The 20,158-nt window shown below is 61.8% G+C and carries 25 protein-coding genes; 15 read left to right on the top strand and 10 right to left on the bottom strand.

Annotated elements, in window-relative coordinates:
* Positions 1 to 14 precede the first annotated feature (14 nt).
* On the top strand, positions 15 to 857 hold the full coding sequence (locus POI8812_RS13340) for an alpha/beta hydrolase (protein WP_108783071.1): 843 nt from the start codon (positions 15 to 17) through the stop codon (positions 855 to 857).
* A gap of 56 nt (positions 858 to 913) precedes the next feature.
* Here the strand turns inward: POI8812_RS13340 and aspS are convergent, their stop codons facing one another.
* The 8 genes from aspS to POI8812_RS13300 form a co-directional block, all read right to left on the bottom strand.
* Positions 914 to 2,686 carry an aspartate--tRNA ligase gene (gene aspS / locus POI8812_RS13335; RefSeq protein ID WP_108783070.1) on the bottom strand — a complete coding sequence of 591 codons (1,773 nt, stop codon included), beginning with the start codon at positions 2,684 to 2,686 and terminating at the stop codon, positions 914 to 916.
* A gap of 88 nt (positions 2,687 to 2,774) precedes the next feature.
* Entirely contained in the window at positions 2,775 to 3,215 is a 441-nt protein-coding gene (locus tag POI8812_RS13330) for a nucleoside deaminase (RefSeq protein ID WP_108783069.1), read from the bottom strand.
* Positions 3,216 to 3,236: 21 nt separating this feature from the next.
* Complete coding sequence (locus POI8812_RS13325) at positions 3,237 to 3,716, bottom strand: DinB family protein (RefSeq protein ID WP_245895405.1); 480 nt, start codon at positions 3,714 to 3,716, stop codon at positions 3,237 to 3,239.
* Positions 3,717 to 3,739: 23 nt separating this feature from the next.
* Positions 3,740 to 4,186, bottom strand: coding sequence for an SRPBCC family protein (locus POI8812_RS13320; RefSeq protein WP_108783067.1), 447 nt, complete (start codon positions 4,184 to 4,186; stop codon positions 3,740 to 3,742).
* Positions 4,187 to 4,238: 52 nt separating this feature from the next.
* Positions 4,239 to 5,621 (bottom strand): helix-turn-helix domain-containing protein, encoded by a 1,383-nt coding sequence (locus POI8812_RS13315; RefSeq protein ID WP_108783242.1) that lies wholly within the window; start codon positions 5,619 to 5,621, stop codon positions 4,239 to 4,241.
* A gap of 109 nt (positions 5,622 to 5,730) precedes the next feature.
* A complete protein-coding gene (locus tag POI8812_RS13310; RefSeq protein ID WP_108783066.1) occupies positions 5,731 to 6,009 on the bottom strand; it encodes a YiaA/YiaB family inner membrane protein in 279 nt (92 codons plus the stop codon).
* A 46-nt stretch (positions 6,010 to 6,055) separates the two neighbouring features.
* Positions 6,056 to 6,733 (bottom strand): PspA/IM30 family protein, encoded by a 678-nt coding sequence (locus POI8812_RS13305; protein ID WP_108783241.1) that lies wholly within the window; start codon positions 6,731 to 6,733, stop codon positions 6,056 to 6,058.
* An 80-nt stretch (positions 6,734 to 6,813) separates the two neighbouring features.
* A complete protein-coding gene (locus POI8812_RS13300; protein WP_108783065.1) occupies positions 6,814 to 7,413 on the bottom strand; it encodes a TetR/AcrR family transcriptional regulator in 600 nt (199 codons plus the stop codon).
* A gap of 175 nt (positions 7,414 to 7,588) precedes the next feature.
* Between POI8812_RS13300 and POI8812_RS13295 the strand changes: the two genes are divergently transcribed.
* From POI8812_RS13295 to POI8812_RS13250, 10 genes are all read left to right on the top strand, one after another.
* On the top strand, positions 7,589 to 9,121 hold the full coding sequence (locus tag POI8812_RS13295) for an acyl-CoA carboxylase subunit beta (RefSeq protein WP_108783064.1): 1,533 nt from the start codon (positions 7,589 to 7,591) through the stop codon (positions 9,119 to 9,121).
* Positions 9,091 to 9,531 carry a hypothetical protein gene (locus tag POI8812_RS13290; protein ID WP_146186174.1) on the top strand — a complete coding sequence of 147 codons (441 nt, stop codon included), beginning with the start codon at positions 9,091 to 9,093 and terminating at the stop codon, positions 9,529 to 9,531. Before POI8812_RS13295 ends, POI8812_RS13290 begins: the two co-directional genes overlap by 31 nt.
* Complete coding sequence (locus POI8812_RS13285) at positions 9,524 to 9,913, top strand: RidA family protein (RefSeq protein ID WP_108783062.1); 390 nt, start codon at positions 9,524 to 9,526, stop codon at positions 9,911 to 9,913. The genes POI8812_RS13290 and POI8812_RS13285 overlap by 8 nt, the downstream gene beginning before the upstream one ends.
* An 89-nt stretch (positions 9,914 to 10,002) precedes the next feature.
* Positions 10,003 to 10,782 (top strand): hypothetical protein, encoded by a 780-nt coding sequence (locus POI8812_RS13280; protein ID WP_108783061.1) that lies wholly within the window; start codon positions 10,003 to 10,005, stop codon positions 10,780 to 10,782.
* Positions 10,779 to 11,027: a DUF7218 family protein gene (locus tag POI8812_RS13275; protein ID WP_108783060.1), complete on the top strand. Its 249-nt coding sequence runs from the start codon at positions 10,779 to 10,781 to the stop codon at positions 11,025 to 11,027. Before POI8812_RS13280 ends, POI8812_RS13275 begins: the two co-directional genes overlap by 4 nt.
* Positions 11,028 to 11,032: 5 nt before the next feature.
* Entirely contained in the window at positions 11,033 to 11,362 is a 330-nt protein-coding gene (locus tag POI8812_RS13270; protein ID WP_245895403.1) for a hypothetical protein, read from the top strand.
* Between the two features lie 157 nt (positions 11,363 to 11,519).
* Entirely contained in the window at positions 11,520 to 11,738 is a 219-nt protein-coding gene (locus POI8812_RS13265) for a YMGG-like glycine zipper-containing protein (protein WP_108783058.1), read from the top strand.
* A 90-nt stretch (positions 11,739 to 11,828) separates the two neighbouring features.
* The gene (locus POI8812_RS13260; RefSeq protein WP_108783057.1) at positions 11,829 to 12,173 is read left to right on the top strand and encodes a hypothetical protein; all 345 of its coding nucleotides are present in this window, start codon (positions 11,829 to 11,831) and stop codon (positions 12,171 to 12,173) included.
* A 61-nt stretch (positions 12,174 to 12,234) separates the two neighbouring features.
* Entirely contained in the window at positions 12,235 to 12,444 is a 210-nt protein-coding gene (locus POI8812_RS13255) for a hypothetical protein (protein WP_108783056.1), read from the top strand.
* A 96-nt stretch (positions 12,445 to 12,540) separates the two neighbouring features.
* On the top strand, positions 12,541 to 14,535 hold the full coding sequence (locus POI8812_RS13250) for an acetyl-CoA carboxylase biotin carboxylase subunit (RefSeq protein WP_108783055.1): 1,995 nt from the start codon (positions 12,541 to 12,543) through the stop codon (positions 14,533 to 14,535).
* Positions 14,536 to 14,639: 104 nt separating this feature from the next.
* Here POI8812_RS13250 and POI8812_RS13245 read toward each other — a convergent pair whose 3' ends face one another.
* A complete protein-coding gene (locus POI8812_RS13245) occupies positions 14,640 to 15,008 on the bottom strand; it encodes a hypothetical protein (protein WP_146186173.1) in 369 nt (122 codons plus the stop codon).
* Positions 15,009 to 15,138: 130 nt separating this feature from the next.
* On the opposite strand from POI8812_RS13245, the gene POI8812_RS13240 reads away from it, so the two are divergent.
* Positions 15,139 to 16,374, top strand: coding sequence for a Y-family DNA polymerase (locus tag POI8812_RS13240; protein WP_162844916.1), 1,236 nt, complete (start codon positions 15,139 to 15,141; stop codon positions 16,372 to 16,374).
* Between the two features lie 52 nt (positions 16,375 to 16,426).
* Here POI8812_RS13240 and POI8812_RS13235 read toward each other — a convergent pair whose 3' ends face one another.
* Complete coding sequence (locus POI8812_RS13235; RefSeq protein ID WP_108783052.1) at positions 16,427 to 16,807, bottom strand: DUF4174 domain-containing protein; 381 nt, start codon at positions 16,805 to 16,807, stop codon at positions 16,427 to 16,429.
* Between the two features lie 57 nt (positions 16,808 to 16,864).
* Between POI8812_RS13235 and POI8812_RS13230 the strand changes: the two genes are divergently transcribed.
* Genes POI8812_RS13230 through POI8812_RS17720 form a run of 3 tightly spaced genes read left to right on the top strand, consistent with a single transcriptional unit; the run spans position 16,865 to position 20,153 of the window.
* Positions 16,865 to 17,752, top strand: coding sequence for an aldo/keto reductase (locus POI8812_RS13230; RefSeq protein WP_108783051.1), 888 nt, complete (start codon positions 16,865 to 16,867; stop codon positions 17,750 to 17,752).
* A gap of 13 nt (positions 17,753 to 17,765) precedes the next feature.
* Positions 17,766 to 19,883 carry a methylmalonyl-CoA mutase gene (gene scpA, locus POI8812_RS13225; RefSeq protein WP_108783050.1) on the top strand — a complete coding sequence of 706 codons (2,118 nt, stop codon included), beginning with the start codon at positions 17,766 to 17,768 and terminating at the stop codon, positions 19,881 to 19,883.
* Positions 19,884 to 19,937: 54 nt separating this feature from the next.
* Positions 19,938 to 20,153, top strand: coding sequence for a hypothetical protein (locus tag POI8812_RS17720; protein WP_162844915.1), 216 nt, complete (start codon positions 19,938 to 19,940; stop codon positions 20,151 to 20,153).
* Positions 20,154 to 20,158 lie beyond the last annotated feature (5 nt).

Raw genomic sequence — 20,158 nt, 5'->3', positions numbered from 1 at the left:
ACCCGGAGCCCAACATGCAGAAATTCGTTGCCTTTGCTGCCAGCCTCGTTCTGGCTGGGTGCTCTCCGGCTGCTGTCTTGAATGCTGTGTCTGGCTCTTCGGATGTCGTTGAGACGCGGGATCTGGCCTATGGCCCGCTGCCGCGCCACCAATATGATCTCTACATGCCGGTGGGGGATGATGGCTCTACCCCGCTGGTCGTCTTCATTCATGGCGGAAGCTGGAAGGAAGGGGACAAGGGGATCTATCGGTTCCTGGGCACTGCGCTGGGTGAGCGGGGCTATGCCGTTGCCGTGCCGAATTACCGTTTGTTTCCAGAGGTTCTGTTCCCCGATTTCGTTGAGGATGCCGCACTTGCCACCGCGCACCTGATGGAGGAAGGACGCCCCGTTGTTCTGATGGGGCACTCGGCGGGGGCGCATATCGCGGGGCTGTTGGCCTGGGACGGGCGTTACCTCGCGGCACAGGGACAGGATGCCTGTGCGCTGTCCGGTGTGATCGGGGTGTCGGGACCTTACGAATTCCTGCCGCCCGGCCCGACGATCCGGGATATTTTCCCGGAGGAGCGCCTTGCCGACAGCCAGCCCATTAATTTCGCGGAAGGCCCGGCCGTGCCCACGCTGTTGTTGCATGGTATTGCCGACGAGACCGTCCATGTCGAGGACACGGAGTTGATGGCAGATGCGCTGGAGGCGGCAGGCAATCCGGTGGAGGCGCGTCTCTATGACGGGGTCGGGCATATCGAGATTATCGGCGCGATGTCGCCGCTGCTCACCAGTCGGGCGCCGACGCTGGCGGATGTGACGGACTGGTTGAACGCACAGCGCGCGGCAGGCTGGCCGGGCTGCGGTGGCTGAGGCCGGGGGCGCTGCCCCCGGACCCCTGAGGTATTTTCAGAGCAAAGTGGCCGGGGTCAGTCCGGCTGGACAACGCGCAGATGCAATTCACGCAGTTGCTCATTCGTCGGCTCGGATGGACCGCCGAGCAGCAGATCCTCGGCGCGCTGGTTCATCGGGAACATGATGACTTCGCGGATGTTGGCCTCGTCCGCCAGCAGCATGACGATCCGGTCAATGCCCGCAGCACAGCCACCGTGGGGCGGTGCGCCATATTTGAAGGCGTTGACCATGCCGCCGAAGCGTTTGTCGACCTCGCTGGCCGGGTAGCCTGCAATCTCGAACGCCTTGTACATGATCTCAGGCTTGTGGTTCCGGATCGCGCCCGAGATCAGCTCGTAGCCGTTGCACGCAAGGTCGTATTGATAGCCGAGCACGTCGAGCGGGTCGCCGTTCAGCGCGTCCATCCCACCCTGTGGCATGGAGAACGGGTTGTGAGAGAAGTCGAGCTTGCCCTCGTCATCCTTCTCATACATCGGGAAATCAACGATCCAGGCGAAGCGGAAGGTGTCGGTTTCGGAGAGGTTCAGTTCGTCGCCGATCACATTGCGCGCGCGGCCCGCGACGCCCTCGAACGCCTCTGGCTTGCCGCCGAGGAAGAAGGCTGCGTCGCCCACGTCGAGGCCGAGTTGCTGGCGGATCGCCTCCGTGCGCTCTGGCCCGATGTTCTTAGCGAGGGGACCGGCGGCTTCCATGCCGTCACCCTGATCACGCCAGAAGATGTAGCCCATGCCCGGCAGGCCCTGTTCCTGTGCGAATTTGTTCATCCGGTCGCAGAACTTGCGGCTGCCGCCCGTTGGTGCCGGGATCGCGCGGACCTCGTTGCCGTCCTGCTCCAGCAGTTTGGCGAAGATCGCGAAGCCGGAGCCGCGGAAATGTTCGGACACGTCCTGCATCTCGATCGGGTTGCGCAGGTCGGGCTTGTCGGAGCCGTATTTCTTGAGCGCCTCGGCGTATGGGATGCGGGGCCAGTCGGTGTCGACCTTGCGGCCCTTGCCGAACTCCTCGAACAGGCCCTGAATGACGGGCTGGATCGTGGCGAACACGTCCTCCTGCTCGACAAAGCTCATTTCGAGGTCGAGCTGGTAGAAATCGGTGGGCGAGCGGTCGGCGCGCGGGTCCTCGTCGCGGAAACAGGGCGCGATCTGGAAATACTTGTCGAAGCCGCCAACCATGATCAGCTGCTTGAACTGCTGGGGGGCCTGCGGCAGCGCGTAGAACTTGCCCGGATGCAGACGGGAAGGCACGAGGAAGTCGCGCGCGCCCTCAGGCGATGACGCCGTGATGATCGGCGTCTGGAATTCGTTGAAATCCGCATCCCACATCCGCTTGCGGATCGACTTCACCACATTGGAGCGCAGGATGATGTTGTCGTGCAGGCTTTCGCGGCGCAGGTCGAGGAAGCGGTATTTGAGGCGCGTTTCTTCCGGGTAGTCCTGATCGCCGAAGACGGGCAGGGGCAGCTCATCTGCTTTGCCCAACACTTCCATGTCGCGGATATAGACCTCAACCTCACCGGTGGGGATGTTGGGGTTCACAAGCTCAGGATCGCGGGCTTTAACACTGCCGTCGATGCGGATCACCCATTCAGAGCGGACCTTCTCAAGCTCGGAGAAGACCGGGCTGTCGCCATCGGCCAGAACCTGCGTCATGCCGTAATGATCACGCAGGTCGATGAACAGAACGCCGCCATGATCGCGCACGCGATGCACCCATCCGGCAAGGCGGATCGTGTCGCCGACATTGTCAGCGCGCAGGTCGGCGCAGGTGTGGGTGCGATAGGCGTGCATTTGACGTCTCCCGAAGGGGTGTTGCGGACCCGCTGGATACACCGCGCCGGGCGGGTGAAGTCAAGGGCAGGGGAGCTTATCCCGGCTCTTAGCGTTGTTCTTCGCGGCGCGCGGCAAAAAAGGCGCGCATCAGGGCGGCGCTCTCCCTCTCGGCGATGCCGGAAATGACCTCCGGGTGGTGATGGGTCTGACTGTGGGAAAAGACCCTTGGCCCCCGTTCCACGCCGCCGGATTTCGGGTCGCTGGCGCCGTAGATCACCCGCGCGATTCGTGCGGCGGCGATTGCCGCAGCGCACATTGGGCAGGGTTCGAGGGTGACGTAGAGTGTCGTTCCGGGCAGGCGGTCCGAGCCTGTATCGGCGCAGGCGGCCCGGATCACCAGCATTTCGGCATGAGCGGTCGGATCGCTCAATTCGCGCATGCGGTTGCCCGCGCGGGCAAGCTCGACACCGCCGCGCAAAAGGACCGCGCCCACCGGCACTTCGCCGCGCGCGGCGGCGGCGCGGGCTTCTCGTAGGGCGATGTCCATATGGGAAGTGAACACGGGCGGTCAGACCACCGGCATGAAGGGCAGGTCGGTGTCATCTGGCTTTGCGCCCGCGGCGGTGAGCATCGCGTGGACCTGCCCCCGGTGGTGCGTGCCGTGATTGAACAGATGAATGATGGCGATGTCGCGCGGGGTCACGAAGGCGCGGTTCATCGCAAAGGAATGCCAGTGCACGTCGCCCGACGTGTCCTCATCCGTCAGCGCCTCTGCCCAGGTTGTGAGATCAGCGTCACAGGTGGCCCGCGCAGATTTGTAGCTGTCCCACTCCAGTATTTCGGTGGCGGAGGCGGTCAGCGAGCCGACATTGGGCATATCGGCGCCGGTTAAGCGACATAGCCACAGCCGGTCCCCCCACAGCAGGTGGTTGAGCGTGGCGGCAATCGAGCCGAAGAAGGCGCCCCGATCCTGACGGCGCGCCTGATCCGTCAGCCCATCCGCAGCCGTCAGCAGGCTGGTGTTCTGCCACCGCGTGTAGCGGGTCATCTGCCTTGCATATTCGGCCGTGATCAAGAGTTGCCCTCGACCTGATCCTTGAAATTCTCGAAGAACGCGTCTGCCATCTTCTTTGCGAAACCGTCGATCAGGCGGGATCCGAGCTGTGCGATCTTTCCGCCGACCTTGGCGTCTACCGCGTAGGAGAGTTCGGTGCCGCCTTCGACCTCTGCCAGAGAGACATCGGCGCCGCCCTTGGCAAAGCCCGCCGCGCCGCCCTTGCCCTCTCCCGAGATGCGATAGCTCTCAGGCGCGTTGACGTCGGACAAGTGGACCTGTCCTTTGAACTTTGCCTTCACGGGGCCGACCTTTTGTACGACGACGGCCTCGAACCCGTCTTCGGCAGAGCCGGTGAGTTCTTCACATCCGGGAATGCTGGCCTTGAGCACTTCGGGATTGTTGAGCGCGGTCCAGACCGTCTCACGGTCGGCGGCGATAAGGCGGGTGCCTGTGAGTTCCATGCGGTGTCCTCCCTTTGATCCGGACGCTAGCGCGGGGCGGTGCGGGCTGCAATCACCCCAATGCGTAGGGCAGCGTTCCGCGCAGGTTTGGGTCGATGCGCACCGGTGCCTCAAGCGGCGGCAGGGCACGTTGATGGCAATCGGGGCGTGGGCAGGTGCGGCACGAAACTCCAATCGGTTCTGGCTGCGCGCCGGGGCCGACATCCATGTCGTCGGCATAGATCAGTGCATCGGCATGCTGTAATTCGCAGCCAAGGCCGATGGCGTGGCGCGGCACACGAGCCTGATAGCTGCGCGCAGGCTTGGTAACTTCGCGGGCAAGGCAGAAATAGCGCACGCCGTCGGGTGTTTCGGCAACCTGACGCAGAAAGCGGCCAGGTGTCTCAAAGGCCTGATGCACGTTCCAAAGGGGGCAAGCGCCACCAAAGCGCGCGAATTGCAGGCGGGTGGCGGAGTGGCGCTTTGTGATCGTGCCGGCCGGATCGACACGTACAAAGAAGAATGGCACGCCCTTTGCACCCTGCCGCTGCAGGGTCGAGAGGCGGTGCGCCACCTGTTCCAGTGAGGCGCCGAAGGTCAGCGCCAGATGCTCTAGGTCATGGCGTGTTGCCTGTGCGGTTTCTGCAAATCTGGTGTAGGGCATCATCGCCGCGCCGGCGAAGTAGTTGGCAAGGCCGATCCCCGCAATGTCGCGGGCGCTGTCAGAGGAAAAGCGCGCGAAATCGAGCGTTGCGCCGATCAGGTCTGCATAGGCGATGCGGGCCACCTGATGGAGCACTTGAAACCGTTGCGTGGCCGGATCGGTCTGGCGGGACAGGTGCAGGGTTATGCCATCAAAATGGCGCGCGGCAGATGTATCGGAAAAGGCGAGTGCGAGCCCGTGATCGTCAAACCACCCGGCCAGATCGTTCAGCGGTTCGCGCCCGACCAGCACCGTGGCCGCAAAGTGTTCGGCGGCGCGGTCGATGCTGTCGATGTAGTTGTCGCAATAGTGAAAGAAGTCTCGGACCTCCTCCCAGGGCTGAGGGATATGCGCGGTTTCCCGCATCCGGTCATCGAGGGTTCCCATCCGCTCTGCCACGTCGCGCTGCTGGCGGTGCAGGGTCAGAAACGCGCGGGCCAGCGCGGGGGCATTGCTGGCGACAAGGCTGAGGTCGGCCAATGGCACCTCGCCCAGACCGGGATCGGCCAGCGCCTCTCGCATATCCGCGACAAGACGCTCCGCCTCTCCGGCATCGAGCGAGGTGATGTCGAAGCCAAATTCCCGGGCAAGGCCGAGCAATACGGCTGACGCGACGGGGCGGTGATTGTTCTCCATCTGATTGAGGTAGGAGAGCGAGACGCCCAGGCGGGCGGCAAATTCCTTTTGCGTCAGACCCTCGCTGCGGCGCAAATCGCGCAGTTTCGCGCCAGCGTAGATTTTGGTTTGCGCCATCTCAGCCTCGAACAAATACGGGGTTTGCAAAGCCATTTGTGCGCTTTGCAAACCCCTGACGCAAGCCCGCCCCGACCAGACCGCCAACTGGCGGGGGCAGATCCCTGCGTTACGCAGCTTTCTCTGAGACGAACTCCGAAAGCAGCTTATCATCGCGCGCGGCCTCAAGCTGCCGGATGCGGTCGGCTTTCGCACGATCATCAATGCGGTATTTCACGAGATTCACGAGGCTGAGCGTCAGCAGAAAAACGCCCATGCCCCAAAATCCTTTCGTCGAGAGCGGCACATCGCTGAGCCAGATCGACAAGCCGAGCATGACATAGGCCGTGGCGACGCCTGCGAGGTTGAACAGGGTGTAGATGCTGTTGCTTTCATCGGTGTTGTGCATTGGTCTTCTCCGTGTTGGTGGTTGATTTGGGAGTGGTATCGGGATGTCAGGAAGAGGCTCTTAGGCGGGCCAAGACGTCTTCGGTCCGTGTGCGGGACGGTGCGCCGAACCCAGCATCGCCCATCCGGTCCGCAACGCCGGAATGATCAAGGGCCGCGTCGATTTCGCTGAGGATCTCGGCCTGTTCGAACGGGTCGTCCTGGCCCATGACGCGCGCGATCAGTTCCTCTGCTTCCGCGATATGCGGGGTTTGGGCGATGCGACCGTTCAGTCCGGCCTGCGCGCGACGTTCCCGTTCGACGGCACGGGCGCCAATCGCGCCTTGCTTCAGGTCGATGATGCGCCGGTTGGCCTTGTCGAGAGAATGGCGCAGCCGGGTGATCTTGGCCTCAAGCCTGTCGAGGGTTTGCTGACGAACCGCCTTTTCGTTTTCAAGATCCGCGATTGCAGCTGCGGCCTCATTCGCAAGATCATCGCGACCTGCGTTGAGCGCCTGACCGGCCCGCTCCATCAGATCGGCAATGCGGGTATCCAGATCATCCATCGCACGGACTTCGACCCGCTGGCGCTGCATCAGCGTGGCGAGTGTGGTCTTGGCGCTGCGAAAGCTTGCCTGCGCCTCACGAATTTTCTGTTCGATCAATTCGATCGCATAGGCGTCGGTGACGCGTTCTTCGGCCCGCGCCCTTGCGCCCTTGAGCAGTGTATCCATCAATCTGAGCATCTTCATCCTCGCTTGAACGTTGTTCATGACAAGGAAATGGGAAGGCCTGAACGATGTTCAAGAAAGAAATTGAACGATGTTCATTTTGACGTGGCGTCACATCCTGCACGAATAATGAAGGCAATTGCGTCCGGCAGTTGCGCGCGCGGCACGGCCGACACGCGGTTCTCCACACCGAGCAGGACCATGCCGTGAATGGAGGAGAAAAGACCGCGTGTCAGCATCTCGATCCGATCCGCATCCGCTTCTGGCGCAAGTTCGCGCAGCGGGCCGGAGATCAGACTGAAGAGTTGTGCGAGCGCACTGGCATAGGCCGGTGGTATGTCGCTGTCTCGGCTCATCTCTACCTCAAACAGGGCTTTCCAACGCAGGGGATTGCGTGTGGCGTACTCGAGATAGGCGTGCGCCATTGCGATCATGCGCTCGGCGGGCGGGGCCGTTTCAGCGGTGCGCACCTTTGCCAGAATCTCACCGCCCATCGTCGAAAAGGTCCGCATGTTTACGGCCAGGGCGATTGCCTGAAGGTCTTCGAACACCGTGTAGATGGCGCCGACGGAACAGCCCGCGACCTTTGCCAGATCCCGTGCCCGCAGGCTGGCGAGCCCGTCGGTTGCGATCTGAGCCTCTGCCGCGTCGGTCAGGCGGTTGCGCAGTGCTGCGCGGCGATCTTGCGTGGACATGGATAAGCCTCCTGAACCTTGTTCATAGCGCGTTGCGAAAGGCGGGTCGATAGTTCGCAAATTTGCAAATCGCAGAGATGGATTTGCAATGAATTTGCAAACTTGCTGATAAGGCGTGGTTCCTGCTGCAGTGCAACGCTATGGTTTGGCAAAATCATTCCGGGAGGGCCGCGCCATGAAAGATATTCTCGATCAGCTGGAGGAACGTCGCGATCAGGCGCGTCTGGGTGGCGGTCAGGCGCGGATCGACCGGCAGCACAAAAACGGCAAGCTTACAGCGCGCGAACGTCTGGACGTGCTGCTCGACCCGGATTCCTTCGAAGAATACGATATGTTCGTGGCCCACCGTTCCGTTGATTTCGGAATGGAAAAGCAGAAGTTTCCTGGCGATGGTGTCGTCACTGGTTGGGGCACGATCAACGGGCGGCAGGTCTATGTCTTTGCACAGGATTTCACTGTGCTGGGCGGTTCGGTGTCGGAAACCCACGGTCAGAAGATCTGCAAGATCATGGATATGGCGATGCAAAACGGCGCGCCGGTGATCGGGCTAAACGACTCCGGCGGTGCGCGCATTCAGGAGGGAGTCGACTCCCTCGCAGCCTATGGTGAGGTCTTCCAGCGCAATATCGAGGCGTCGGGCGTGATCCCGCAGATCAGCGTCATCATGGGGCCGTGCGCAGGTGGGGCGGTTTACTCCCCCGCTATGACGGATTTTATCTTCATGGTTCGCGACAGCTCTTACATGTTTGTCACTGGCCCTGATGTGGTGAAGACCGTGACGAATGAGACGGTGACGGCGGAGGAGCTGGGCGGCGCGTCCACGCACACGGCGAAATCCTCTGTCGCCGATGCTGCGTTCGAGAATGATGTGGAAGCGCTGGCCGAGGTGCGTCGTCTGGTCGATCTGCTGCCGCTCAACAATCGGGAAAAGCCGCCGGTTCGCCCATCCTTCGATGCCCATGACCGGATCGACAACAGCCTTGATACTCTGATCCCGGACAACCCGAACACGCCCTATGACATGAAGGAACTGATCACGAAGCTCGCCGATGAGGGTGATTTCTTCGAGATGCAGGAAGCCTATGCCAAGAACATCCTGACCGGGTTCATCCGGCTGGAAGGGCGCACGGTCGGGGTCGTGGCGAACCAGCCGATGGTGCTGGCGGGCTGTATCGACATTGCGGCGTCGCGCAAGGCGGCGCGCTTCGTGCGGTTCTGCGATGCGTTCGAGATCCCGCTTTTGACGCTTGTGGACGTGCCGGGCTTCCTGCCGGGAACCTCGCAGGAATGGAACGGTGTGATCAAGCACGGCGCGAAGCTGCTTTATGCTTATGGTGAGGCGACGGTGCCCAAGGTCACCGTTATTACGCGCAAGGCCTATGGCGGAGCCTATGACGTCATGGCGTCCAAGCACATACGATCCGACATCAACTATGCCTGGCCAACGGCAGAGATTGCGGTGATGGGGGCAAAGGGCGCGGTCGAGATCATCTTCCGCAACGAGATCGGCGATGCGGAGGCGATTGCCGCGCGCACCGCGGATTATGAGGAGAAGTTCGCAACCCCGTTCAAGGCCGCGGAGAAGGGCTTCATCGACGAGGTGATCATGCCGCATTCCACCCGGCGCCGCATCACGCGCGCCTTCGCCTCCCTGCGCGGCAAGCAGCAGAAGATGCCGTGGAAAAAGCACAACAATATTCCGCTGTGATGCGCTTCGTCTCAATCTGCCTAGTTGCGGTAACGCTGCTTGCTGCCTGTTCGCAGCGTCCTCTTGGTGTGCTTCGCCATGACGGTGCGGAGTTCACGATCCAACAGATTCAGTTGCAACTCGTGGAAGGTGGCACTGTCTTCCGATTGGTTGTGACATCCGATGACGTTGAAAACGATGTGCTTACGGCATCTTACGCGCAAGCGTTTTGCGAGGCCTTCTGGGCGTCGGAGTTTGCACGAAGCGCATCGCTAGAGGCCGAGAACTATCGAGTGCTCCAAATTCGACTTCGGTCCGGTTGGTCTGTAGGGTTCGTTCACGCCTACACGTTCGCTCAGTATGGCGTCCCAATCGACAACGGAGAGTGTCTGAACCTCGATCTGCTTGGTGGAGAGGCGGACGATGCCTGACTTCCACCTCTTCTCCAACGGCCCCCGGCCCGTCGCGCCTTTCTCCCACGCGGTGGAGAGTGACGGTTGGGTGATGTTGACGGGGCAGATGCCGACGGACCCGGCGGCTCCTGATGCGCCCCTGCCCGCGGGGATTGAGGCGCAGACGGTGCGGGTGATGCGCAATCTGGAGCTGATCCTGGGCGAGTTGGGCCTCGATCTGACCCATGTCGTGCAATGCCGGTGCTATCTGACCGAGTTCGAGCGGGACTATGCCGCGTTCAATGAAACCTATCAGAGCTTCTTCGCCGAAGATCGCCGTCCTGCGCGCACCACGATTGGGGTGACGGCGCTGGCCGTGGGCGCTCTGGTCGAAATCGACATGGTCGCGCGGCGGCCATGATCTAAGGCCGGGCGGACCCGTCCGGTGCAACCTGTCGCGCCCGATCTTGATGGGGCGGTCGCGCGGGGCGCAATGAGAGAGAGCTGAGCATGAAATATGCGATTGCCTTTTTGATGATGACGACTGCGCCGGTTGCGGCGCAGACCTTTGAGTTGCGTAACAACCTTTCGGTCGATTTTGTCCGCATGGAGTCGATGGAGTGGGCGGCAGAGAACCGTGCCTGGGTGCGGATGTCTTTCACACCCAATTTTGAGCCTGAACCCTTTGGCCCGCGTCCGCCCACCGATGTGATCGGGATCATGCAGGAGCTTTGCGAGCGTCTGGCCCCGAACCAATCGGTGCGTGACTTCCTGGCGGGGATCGACGGTGACCAACTGGAACTGCGTTGGGACTGGACACCGGAAGAGCAGGAGGGGCCGTTCACGATCTCCCGCTTTCACAACAATCTCTTTCAGGTCGATGGTGATACATGTCTGCCCATCGAGCCGTTCGGACGCACCAACCCACGCCCACCCAGCGGTGTAGAGCCGCGCTGGCGCCGGAGCGAGACGACACGCGACCGCTCGCAAGACGGATTGGGGTTGCAGGTGACCTATACGCTGCCGCAGCCGCTCGACAGCTATGATCCCGACCTGCTCGACCAAACGGCGTCTGAGCTTTGTATCTCGCAGGCGACCGCGATCATCGCCCGGCGCGAGGAGGCGTATGAAAACGTCGACTACACTTTCGCAAAGATCCAGTTCGAGGAATATCCCGAGCCGAACTTCACGAATGCACAGGGATTTGTCTGGCCATTGGCTGAGGACGGGACCTGTACCGCCTTTCTGCCTGAGGCTGAGGTGCTCCAAATTCGGGAGGCGATGGAATGAGCGACGATCACGGCAAGTCAATCAAAGACGACGACACGTATGAGGCGCTGCGCGAAAAGGGCTATTCCAAGTCGAAAGCAGCGGCGATTGCGAATGCGGGCGATGAAGCCTCTCGGAAGGGGGGGGCGCAGCCGCCCTATGAGGAGTGGACCAAGGAGGAGCTCTATGCCCGTGCGCAAGAGCTCGACATTGATGGTCGATCCGAGATGGATAAGGCCGAATTGATCGAGGCACTGCGCGGGTGAGCCGTGTGCGCTGGCATATGGTGCGCGATGGCGCGGCGCTGACCCTGGCCCGACCGGGACGGGCGCGGCTGGATGTGGCGGCGCGTATCTCGCTGCCGCTGGCCGCACGGGGCAGGTTGGCGCACCAGATCCGGCAAGACCTCTGGCGGGAGTTGCGGGCGCTGCGCGGTTTTTCCCCTGTCGTGCGGATCACCCGCAGCAATCGGGGGCTCGACGTCTTGGCGGGCGGCCAGTGGGACCGTGCGGTTCCCGGCATCGCTGCACGTATCGAGGCTGTCCTGAACGATCCCTTGAGGCAACAACGCTGGCTGGCACATGCGCGGGTGCGATCATGATGATCTCAGCCATTTTCCGCCGTCGAATTGACGCGTTCCCGGTTGGGTCCACCCGGTCTGCTGACATTGGCGTGAGCGGGCAGCGACGGGATTTGCGGAACCAATCAGCCCACGTGACGTTTCCTTCACCTGAAACAAAAGTGAAGGAAATTTCATCATGTCTATTCTTCGTATCGCCGTCCTGTCCGCTGTTGTCCTTGGCACGGCTGCCTGCACGGCCAACCAGCAGCGTGGCGCGACCAATGGCGCGATCGTTGGCGCAGGCGTCGGCGCAGTGGGCGCGGCAATCGCGGATCAGGATGATGTCAGCGTGCTGGAAGGTGCTGCTGCCGGTGCTGCGATCGGTGGTGCCGCAGGCGCTGCAACCAACCAGTAATTACGCGCTAAGCGTTCCAGAAATTTTGGAAACCGTCCGGTGGGGAGCTCCCCTGCCGGGCGGTTTTGTCGTGTTTGAAAGGCAGTCTTCATGCTGAAACACCGTGGCTTTCCCGGTCGGCTCAAGGGCACCGACTATCAATTCGTGATCCGGCGGGCCAATCCCTCTGGCGCGACACCTTTGAAAGCGCGCGAACGGTTTCGCGACCGGCGCAAGGAAGATCGTGAGGCGGATGAGGGGTTCCTGGCTGCATTGATCGAGCATTTCGGAGAGGAGCCATTTGAGCGGGGAAACCTCGATGCGGGGCGGTTGAACTGGTTGTTCGGGCGGGAAGTCGTGGCGGCGGAGGATCCCTTTGATCCGGCGGATTATGAGGCACTGCTGAAGATCGATATGCGTGCCGTCGCCGCCAACTTTCCGGGGTTGGCGCAATGAGGGATGCCGTCACGCGCACAGACGTGTTAACGTTAAGGTCTCAACTGCTTTGGGGGCAGATATGCGACTTCTCTTCATTCTTGGCGCCTGTGGGGCGCTGGCCGCGTGCGGCAGCTCAACCGGCGATCGGGGGCTTTCAGGCGGCGCAATCGGTCTGGGTGCGGGGGCGGTGCTGGGCGTGGCTGCGGCACCTGCCATCGTGGTCGGTGCAGCGACCGGTGCGCTTACCGGCCCGAGCGATGTCAACCTCGGCGATCCCGTCTGGGACTGACCGGGCCACACTCAAAATAACAGTAAAACAAGATCCGATGGGTCTGGCCCGCTTGCGCGGCGCCGGACCTTTCGTGCTGACATAAGGGACGACGCCATGTTCAAGAAAATCCTGATCGCAAACCGGGGTGAGATCGCCTGCCGCGTTATCAAGACGGCGCGCAAGATGGGCATTCAGACGGTCGCCGTCTATTCGGATGCGGACCGCGACGCGTTGCATGTCAGCATGGCTGATGAGGCGGTGCATATCGGCCCGCCGCCCGCCAACCAGTCCTATATTGTGATCGATAAGATCATGGACGCGATCCGCCAGACTGGTGCGGAAGCGGTACATCCGGGCTATGGCTTCCTGTCCGAGCGGGCAGAGTTTGCCGCCGCGCTTGCGGCAGAGGGCGTGGCCTTTATCGGGCCGCCTGAGGGCGCCATTGAAGCGATGGGCGACAAGATCACGTCGAAGAAGCTGGCGGCAGAAGCAGGTGTCTCCACCGTTCCCGGCTATATGGGGCTGATTGACGATGCTGAGCACGCGGTGAAGATCGCGACCGAGATCGGTTATCCGGTGATGATCAAGGCCAGCGCCGGTGGTGGCGGCAAGGGCATGCGGATCGCATGGAATGATGATGAGGCGCGGGAGGGCTTCGCGCTCTCTAAGTCGGAGGCGGCCAATTCCTTCGGCGACGACCGGATCTTCATCGAGAAGTTTGTGACCCAGCCGCGCCATATCGAAATTCAGGTGCTCGGCGATAAGCACGGCAACTGCATCTATCTGGGCGAGCGGGAATGCTCGATCCAGCGCCGGAACCAGAAGGTGATTGAGGAGGCGCCCTCGCCCTTCCTCGATGAGGCCACGCGCAAGGCGATGGGCGAGCAGTCCGTCGCCCTCGCGAGGGCCGTCGACTATTGCTCTGCGGGCACGGTCGAATTCATCGTGGACGGTGAGCGCAACTTCTATTTCCTTGAGATGAACACCCGTTTGCAGGTGGAGCATCCGGTGACGGAGCTGATTACCGGCGTTGATCTGGTAGAGCAGATGATCCGCGTCGCGTACGGGGAGCATCTCAGCCTCAAGCAGGATGATATCAAGCTGAACGGCTGGGCGATGGAAAGCCGCCTTTATGCCGAGGATCCGTTCCGCAATTTCCTGCCCTCCATCGGGCGGCTGACCCGCTATCGCCCGCCGCAGGAGGTCGAACAGTGCGTGCGCAACGATACCGGCGTCTATGAGGGCGGCGAGATCAGCATGTATTACGATCCGATGATCGCGAAGCTCTGCTCGTGGGGGCCGGATCGGGGTGCGGCGATTGAGGAGATGCGCGGCGCGCTTGACCGGTTCGAGGTGGACGGGATCGGCCACAACCTGCCATTCCTGAGCGCGGTGATGGATCACCCGCGCTTCGTTTCGGGCAACATCACGACAGCCTTTATTGAAGAGGAATATCCCGAAGGGTTCGAAGGGGCTGCCCTGTCCGATGCCGATGCGGTGCGGCTGAGCGCTGTCGCAACCGCCTGTCATCTGGTGCGGCAGCGTCGGGGCGCGCAGGTCTCGGGCGCGCTGGAAGGACGTGAATATGAGCCCGGTTCTGACTGGGTTGTGCAAATGGGCAAGGAAAGCCGCGCGGCTTCCGTGGTCGATGCAGGTGATTGGCTGTTCGACGTGACGGTCGAGGGGCAGGCTCTGAAGGTTGATCTGGCCAATTGGCGGCCCGGTGACGTGCTGATTGATGCCGTCGTCGACGGCGTCGCTATGCCACTCAAGGCGGCGCGGATCACCAATGGCTATCAGATGAGCTGGCGCGGGGCTGCGCGCAAGGTCTTCGTACGGACGCCGCGCGTGGCCGAACTGGCCGCACTGATGCCAGAGAAGCTGCCGCCCGACACGTCCAAGCTGCTGCTCTGCCCAATGCCGGGTCTTCTGGTCTCGCTCAATGTTGAGGCCGGTGATGAGGTGCAGGAGGGTCAGGCGCTCTGCACTGTCGAAGCCATGAAGATGGAGAACGTCCTGCGGGCCGAGAAGAAGGGCCTGATCGCCAAGATCAACGCAGCCCCCGGTGACAGCCTCGCCGTGGACGAAACCATCATGGAGTTCGAGTGATGCCGAACGCGCAGGACCGCGGATAAGCCATGTTCGCTTGGGATGCAGATAGGATCGGTATGACCGGGCGCAGCGGACTGCGCCCTCTCCTCACCTGTCTTGCATCAACAGTTCTGTCGGACGGCCAGACGGAATGGTCGCGAATTTGGCGGCCGGTCGTCCAGTTCCGTTCCGGCGCGAACCATGGCCGGGCATCCGGCGATGTCCTGCGCGGCCTGCAACGCCGCGCGGGTAAAGCGCGCGTTCCACGCCGCATTGTTGCTGTTGATCGCGTCGAGCTCCGCGTACCGCAAATCGCCGGCCTGATAGAGCCGCGCATTTATGCTGTCGATCCGCGTGGATCCCAGCAACTCCGCCCCCGCGCGGCTGTTCATCACAGTCAGGTTCGGGTTCGTCACCCGAGTGTCCGTCACTTCGTCACATCCGCCCAACGCGCAAAACGTTGCGACGGCCATCCATCCCATTCGCCCCATAGCCAAGTCTCTTTAGTGCTGTCCCTAGGCCAAGCTAGTGCCACGAGTGATATGTTCAGTGCAACGGACTCGCGCACGTTCTCTTTTTGTCCTATGCTTTTGACCCTTCAGGGTTGCATGGATTCGGATGATGAAACCGCAGGTCAGCACATTGTTCTTCGACATGAACAGTTTCTTCGCCTCGGTCTGGCAGGCCGAAGAATCACAGTTGCGCGGCAAGCCGGTCGGTGTTGTGACGGTAGATGCGCCCGGTGCGGCGTTGATCGCGGCCAGCGCAGAGGCGAAGCGTGCGGGGTTGAAGAATTTCATGCGCGTCGGCGAGGCACGCCAGCGATGCCCCGACCTGATCATTCGCGAAGCATTGCACGACATGTTCGTGGACTATCACCATCGCATTCATGCGGCCGTCGAGACCGTCTTGCCGATCGATCGCACGCATTCGGTGGACGAGTTTTCATGCAGACTGACCGGCTCGCAGCAAGCGTTGGACCGGGCCTTGGCGCTGGGCCGCGCAGTTCAGGAGGCGATACACCAACAGGTCAGCCCCGCGCTGCATTGCTCTGTCGGGGTGGCGCCGAACAAGTTGCTCGCCAAGATTGCGGCCGGGCTGAAAAAGCCAGCGGTCGATTGGCTGCATCCCGACGTGCTTCCGGGCAAGATCGCGCATCTGACATTGGACGATCTGCCGGGCGTGTCACGGGGGATTTTGCCGCGGTTGGAGCGTGCGGGCATTCGCAACGTGACCGACTTACATGCGCTCGACCCGAAAGCAGCCCGGCATCTGTGGCGGAATGTGGAGGGGGAGCGGTTTTTGCGCCAGTTGCAGGGCGAGGCGGTCGTCTATCCCGAGACAAAGCGCCATTCGCTGGGCCACGGTCAGCAGCTTACCCCGCAAAACCGAACGCCCGAGGGCGCGCGTCTGGTGGCGCGGCGTCTGTTGGTCAAGGCCGCATCGCGATTGCGGCGCGAGAGATTATTCGCACGGTCGTTGCATGTCAGTGCGCGCTGCGCGGAACGCGGCCGGGCGTCAACCGACGGTCAGATCAGCGCGACACAGGACAGTTTTTCGCTGCTCGAGACATTCGACCGCTACTGGGCGCGCCTTCGGATCGATGCGCCGACTTCCGTCAGTGTGATGCTGGGGGGCTTGATCGAAACGGAACGGCAGGAGGGCGACCTGTTTTCCGCCCGACCGGCGGGGGCGCAGACCGGGCGGGAGGGGCTGTGCTCTGCCATCGACGCGCTCAACGCGAAGTTTGGTCAGGATACGGTGCAGTTCGGGGAGCTGCCGCCTCACAAGGTCGCCTATACCGGGGCAAAGATCGCGTTTGGACGCATACCGGACGTTGCCGAGTTCAACGAATAGTCAAGCGTCGCACGTATTGTGCGGTGCGGATTTGGGAAACAGGTGAGGGGCCTCAGTTGCGCCCCATCTCCTGGCGTCTGAGCGGCATCCGGTCGATGACGCGCACCAGCTCCCGCACGGGAACCGGGTCAGGGCGGCGATACTGGACCTGCCCATCCTTGCCGATCAGCAGGAACTGGAAGTCTTGCGGGCGGAATTCGGTGCGCAGATCGCTCTCATCGTCAGTGTCCACGATGATGACGACATCACGCTCTTCCAGGTCGCGCTCTGCCTGGGTCAGCATGTCGAGTTGCTGGACCAGCCGTGGATCATTCGGACTGTTGGCAAACAGAACGATTGGTCGGGCCTGCCAGAGATATTCGTCCAGAACCTCCTGCGCCGTGGCGGGCAGGGCGGTTGCGGCGATCAGGGCAATCAGTGTGGCACGCAGCATTGGGTCTCCTCTTTGCACAATAGATAAGCACGGGACTCGCAAGTTCGAGGGGGGACCATGTCGGATTTGATCCTGTTGACGCGTGAAACTCAGATTGCCGACCGCAAGGTTGGTCGGCTCGCCTATGGCTGCTGGCGGTTTGCGGGTTCGGACCTTGCCGCCGCGCAGGCGAAGGTCGAGGCGGCGCTGTCCATCGGGGCCAATGTCCTCGACACGGCAGCGATCTACGGATTTGGGGCTGAGGGGTTCGGCGACGCGGAGGCGCGGCTGGGCGATCTGTTCGCGTCCCAGCCGGGCCTGCGTGATCAGGTCGCGGTGGTGACCAAGGGCGGGATCGTCCCGCCAGAGCCCTATGACAGCCGTGCGGCATCGTTGATCGAGAGTGCTGAAAATTCCCTGCGGCGATTGCGCAGCGAGCAGGTCGAGCTGTTTCTGATCCACCGGCCTGACAATCTGGCTCATCCTGCGGAGATGGCTGAGGCCCTGACAGAACTGCGCGACAGCGGCAAGATCGCGGAGGCAGGAGTTTCGAATTTCTCACCCGCGCAGCTGAGCGCCTTGCAGGCCCATCTCGATTTTCCGCTGGCCGCAACACAACCTGAAATCTCGTTGAGCAGGACTGAACCCCTGTTTGACGGGGTACTAGATCAAGCCATGGAATTGGGTGTCCTGCCGATGGCGTGGAGCCCGCTTGGAGGCGGTGCACTAATGACCGGTAGCGGACCCATCTGCACAGCGCTGGACCGGATTGCAGGTGAGAATGGCGCTGATCGCGGGGCTGTCGCCTTGGCATGGCTCCTCGCCCATCCCGCCGGGATCATGCCGATCATCGGCTCGCAAAACCCAGACCGCATTCGCGCGGCAGGTGCCGCATTCGACCTCAAGATGACACGCCGGGATTGGTACGCGCTTTTGGAAGCGTCCCTCGGCCACAAGATGCCCTGAAGGAGAACCCGAGATGAGTGATTGGAAAAAGCTGGCCGAGAAGGAATTGCGTGGCCGCCCGCTTGACGATCTGACCTGGAACACGCCCGAGGGGATCGCGGTCAAACCACTCTATACCGAGGCTGATCTGGAGGGCGTGGATCATCTGGGCAGCACACCGGGCTATGCGCCCTTCACCCGTGGTCCGCGCGCGACGATGTATACGGGCCGTCCCTGGACCATCCGTCAATATGCGGGGTTTTCGACGGCGGAGGAGTCGAACGCCTTTTATCGCAAGGCGCTGGAGGCTGGGCAGCAGGGCGTTTCGGTTGCGTTCGATCTGGCGACACACCGGGGCTATGACAGTGACCACCCCCGCGTCGTGGGCGATGTGGGTAAGGCCGGTGTTGCCATCGACTCTGTCGAGGATATGAAAATCCTCTTCGACGGTATTCCTTTGAAAGACATCTCGGTCTCCATGACCATGAATGGCGCTGTGATCCCGGTTCTGGCGAGCTTCATTGTGGCAGGTGAGGAGCAAGGCTGCTCGATCTCTGACCTGTCAGGCACGATCCAGAACGACATCCTTAAAGAGTTTATGGTTCGCAACACCTACATCTATCCGCCCGAGCCAAGCATGCGGATCGTGTCGGATATCATCGGCTACACCTCGACGGAGATGCCGCGCTTCAACTCTATCTCCATCTCTGGCTATCATATGCAGGAGGCGGGCGCGAACTTGGTGCAAGAGCTGGCCTTCACGCTGGCGGATGGGCGCGAATATGTGCGCGCCGCGATTGCAAGCGGCATGGACGTGGACAAGTTCGCAGGCCGACTGAGTTTCTTTTTTGCCATTGGCATGAATTTCTTCATGGAGGCGGCGAAACTGCGCGCCGCCCGCCTGCTCTGGACCCGCATCATGGAGGAGTTCGAGCCGAAGAAACCGGGCTCCCTGATGTTGCGCACCCACTGCCAGACCTCCGGTGTCAGCTTGCAGGAGCAGGACCCATACAACAACGTGGTGCGCACAGCCTATGAAGCGCTCGCCGCGGTGTTGGGCGGGACGCAATCGCTGCATACCAACAGCTTTGACGAGGCAATTGGCCTGCCCACCGCCCATTCCAGCCGGATCGCGCGGAACACCCAGCTGATCCTGCAGGAAGAAACGGGCATCACCAATGTGGTCGATCCGCTTGCGGGCTCCTACTACGTCGAGAAGCTGACGGCCGATCTGGCGGACGCCGCGTGGAAGATCATCGAAGAGGTGGAGGAGATGGGCGGCATGACCAAGGCCGTCGCCTCTGGCATGCCGAAGCTTCGGATCGAGGAGGCCGCTGCCCAAAAGCAGGCCCGCATCGACCGCGGTGAAGAAGTAATCGTTGGCGTGAACAAGTATCGCCGTGAGACCGAGGAGGAGATCGACGTCCTCGACATCGACAATGTCGCCGTGCGCGAGGCGCAGGTCGCACGGCTCGAACAGATCCGTGCCAACCGGGATCAGGCAAAATGTGATGCAGCATTGGCCGCACTGGAAGAAGCGGCACGCGGCGATGGCAACCTGTTGGCAGCGGCGGTCGAGGCCGCGCGGGCACGGGCAACTGTAGGGGAGATTTCGGACGCCATGGAAAAGGTATTCGGCCGTCATCGGGCGGAGGTGAAGACACTGGCCGGCGTTTATGGTGCGGCCTATGAGGGCGATGAAGGCTTCGCGCAAATTCAACGAGACGTTGAAGGGTTTGCCGAAGAGGAAGGCCGACGCCCGCGCATGCTGGTTGTGAAAATGGGCCAGGATGGTCACGATCGCGGTGCGAAGGTCATCGCGACCGCCTTTGCCGATATCGGCTTTGATGTTGATGTCGGCCCTCTGTTCCAGACCCCGGAAGAAGCCGCACAGGATGCTGTCGACAATGATGTGCATGTTGTCGGCATTTCGTCGCAGGCTGCCGGACACAAAACGCTGGCACCCAAGCTGATCGAGGCGCTGCGGGCACAAGGTGCGGGTGAGATCATCGTGGTCTGCGGCGGTGTGATCCCCCAGCAGGACTATGCCTTCCTGCGGGATGCGGGGGTTGCGGCAATCTTTGGCCCCGGCACGAATATCCCTGAGGCGGCGGCAGGCATTCTGAAACTGATCAGGGACGCGCGCAGCTAAAGGCGTGAATGCCTCCGGCGGGGATATTTGTGGGATAAAGAAAAGGAGACCGACATGAAGGTTCTTGCCTGCGACCCCGCGACGCCGGAGGCTATCTCCATTCTTGAGCAGAGCTGGGCGTTCCTGGATGCCCGCTTTCCGCCGGAGGAACGGTTCCGGCTGGATCTTGAAAACCTGCGAGCCTCCAACGTCACCTTCTTTCTGTGCACCGAGGCTGGCATGGCCGTTGGGTGTGCAGCCTTTGCACAGCAGGGGGAGGATTGGGGGTGAGCTAA

Origin of the sequence: Pontivivens insulae, assembly GCF_900302495.1 — a bacterium.
Classification (GTDB): domain Bacteria; phylum Pseudomonadota; class Alphaproteobacteria; order Rhodobacterales; family Rhodobacteraceae; genus Pontivivens; species Pontivivens insulae.
This window is presented reverse-complemented; position numbering and strand designations above follow the sequence as displayed.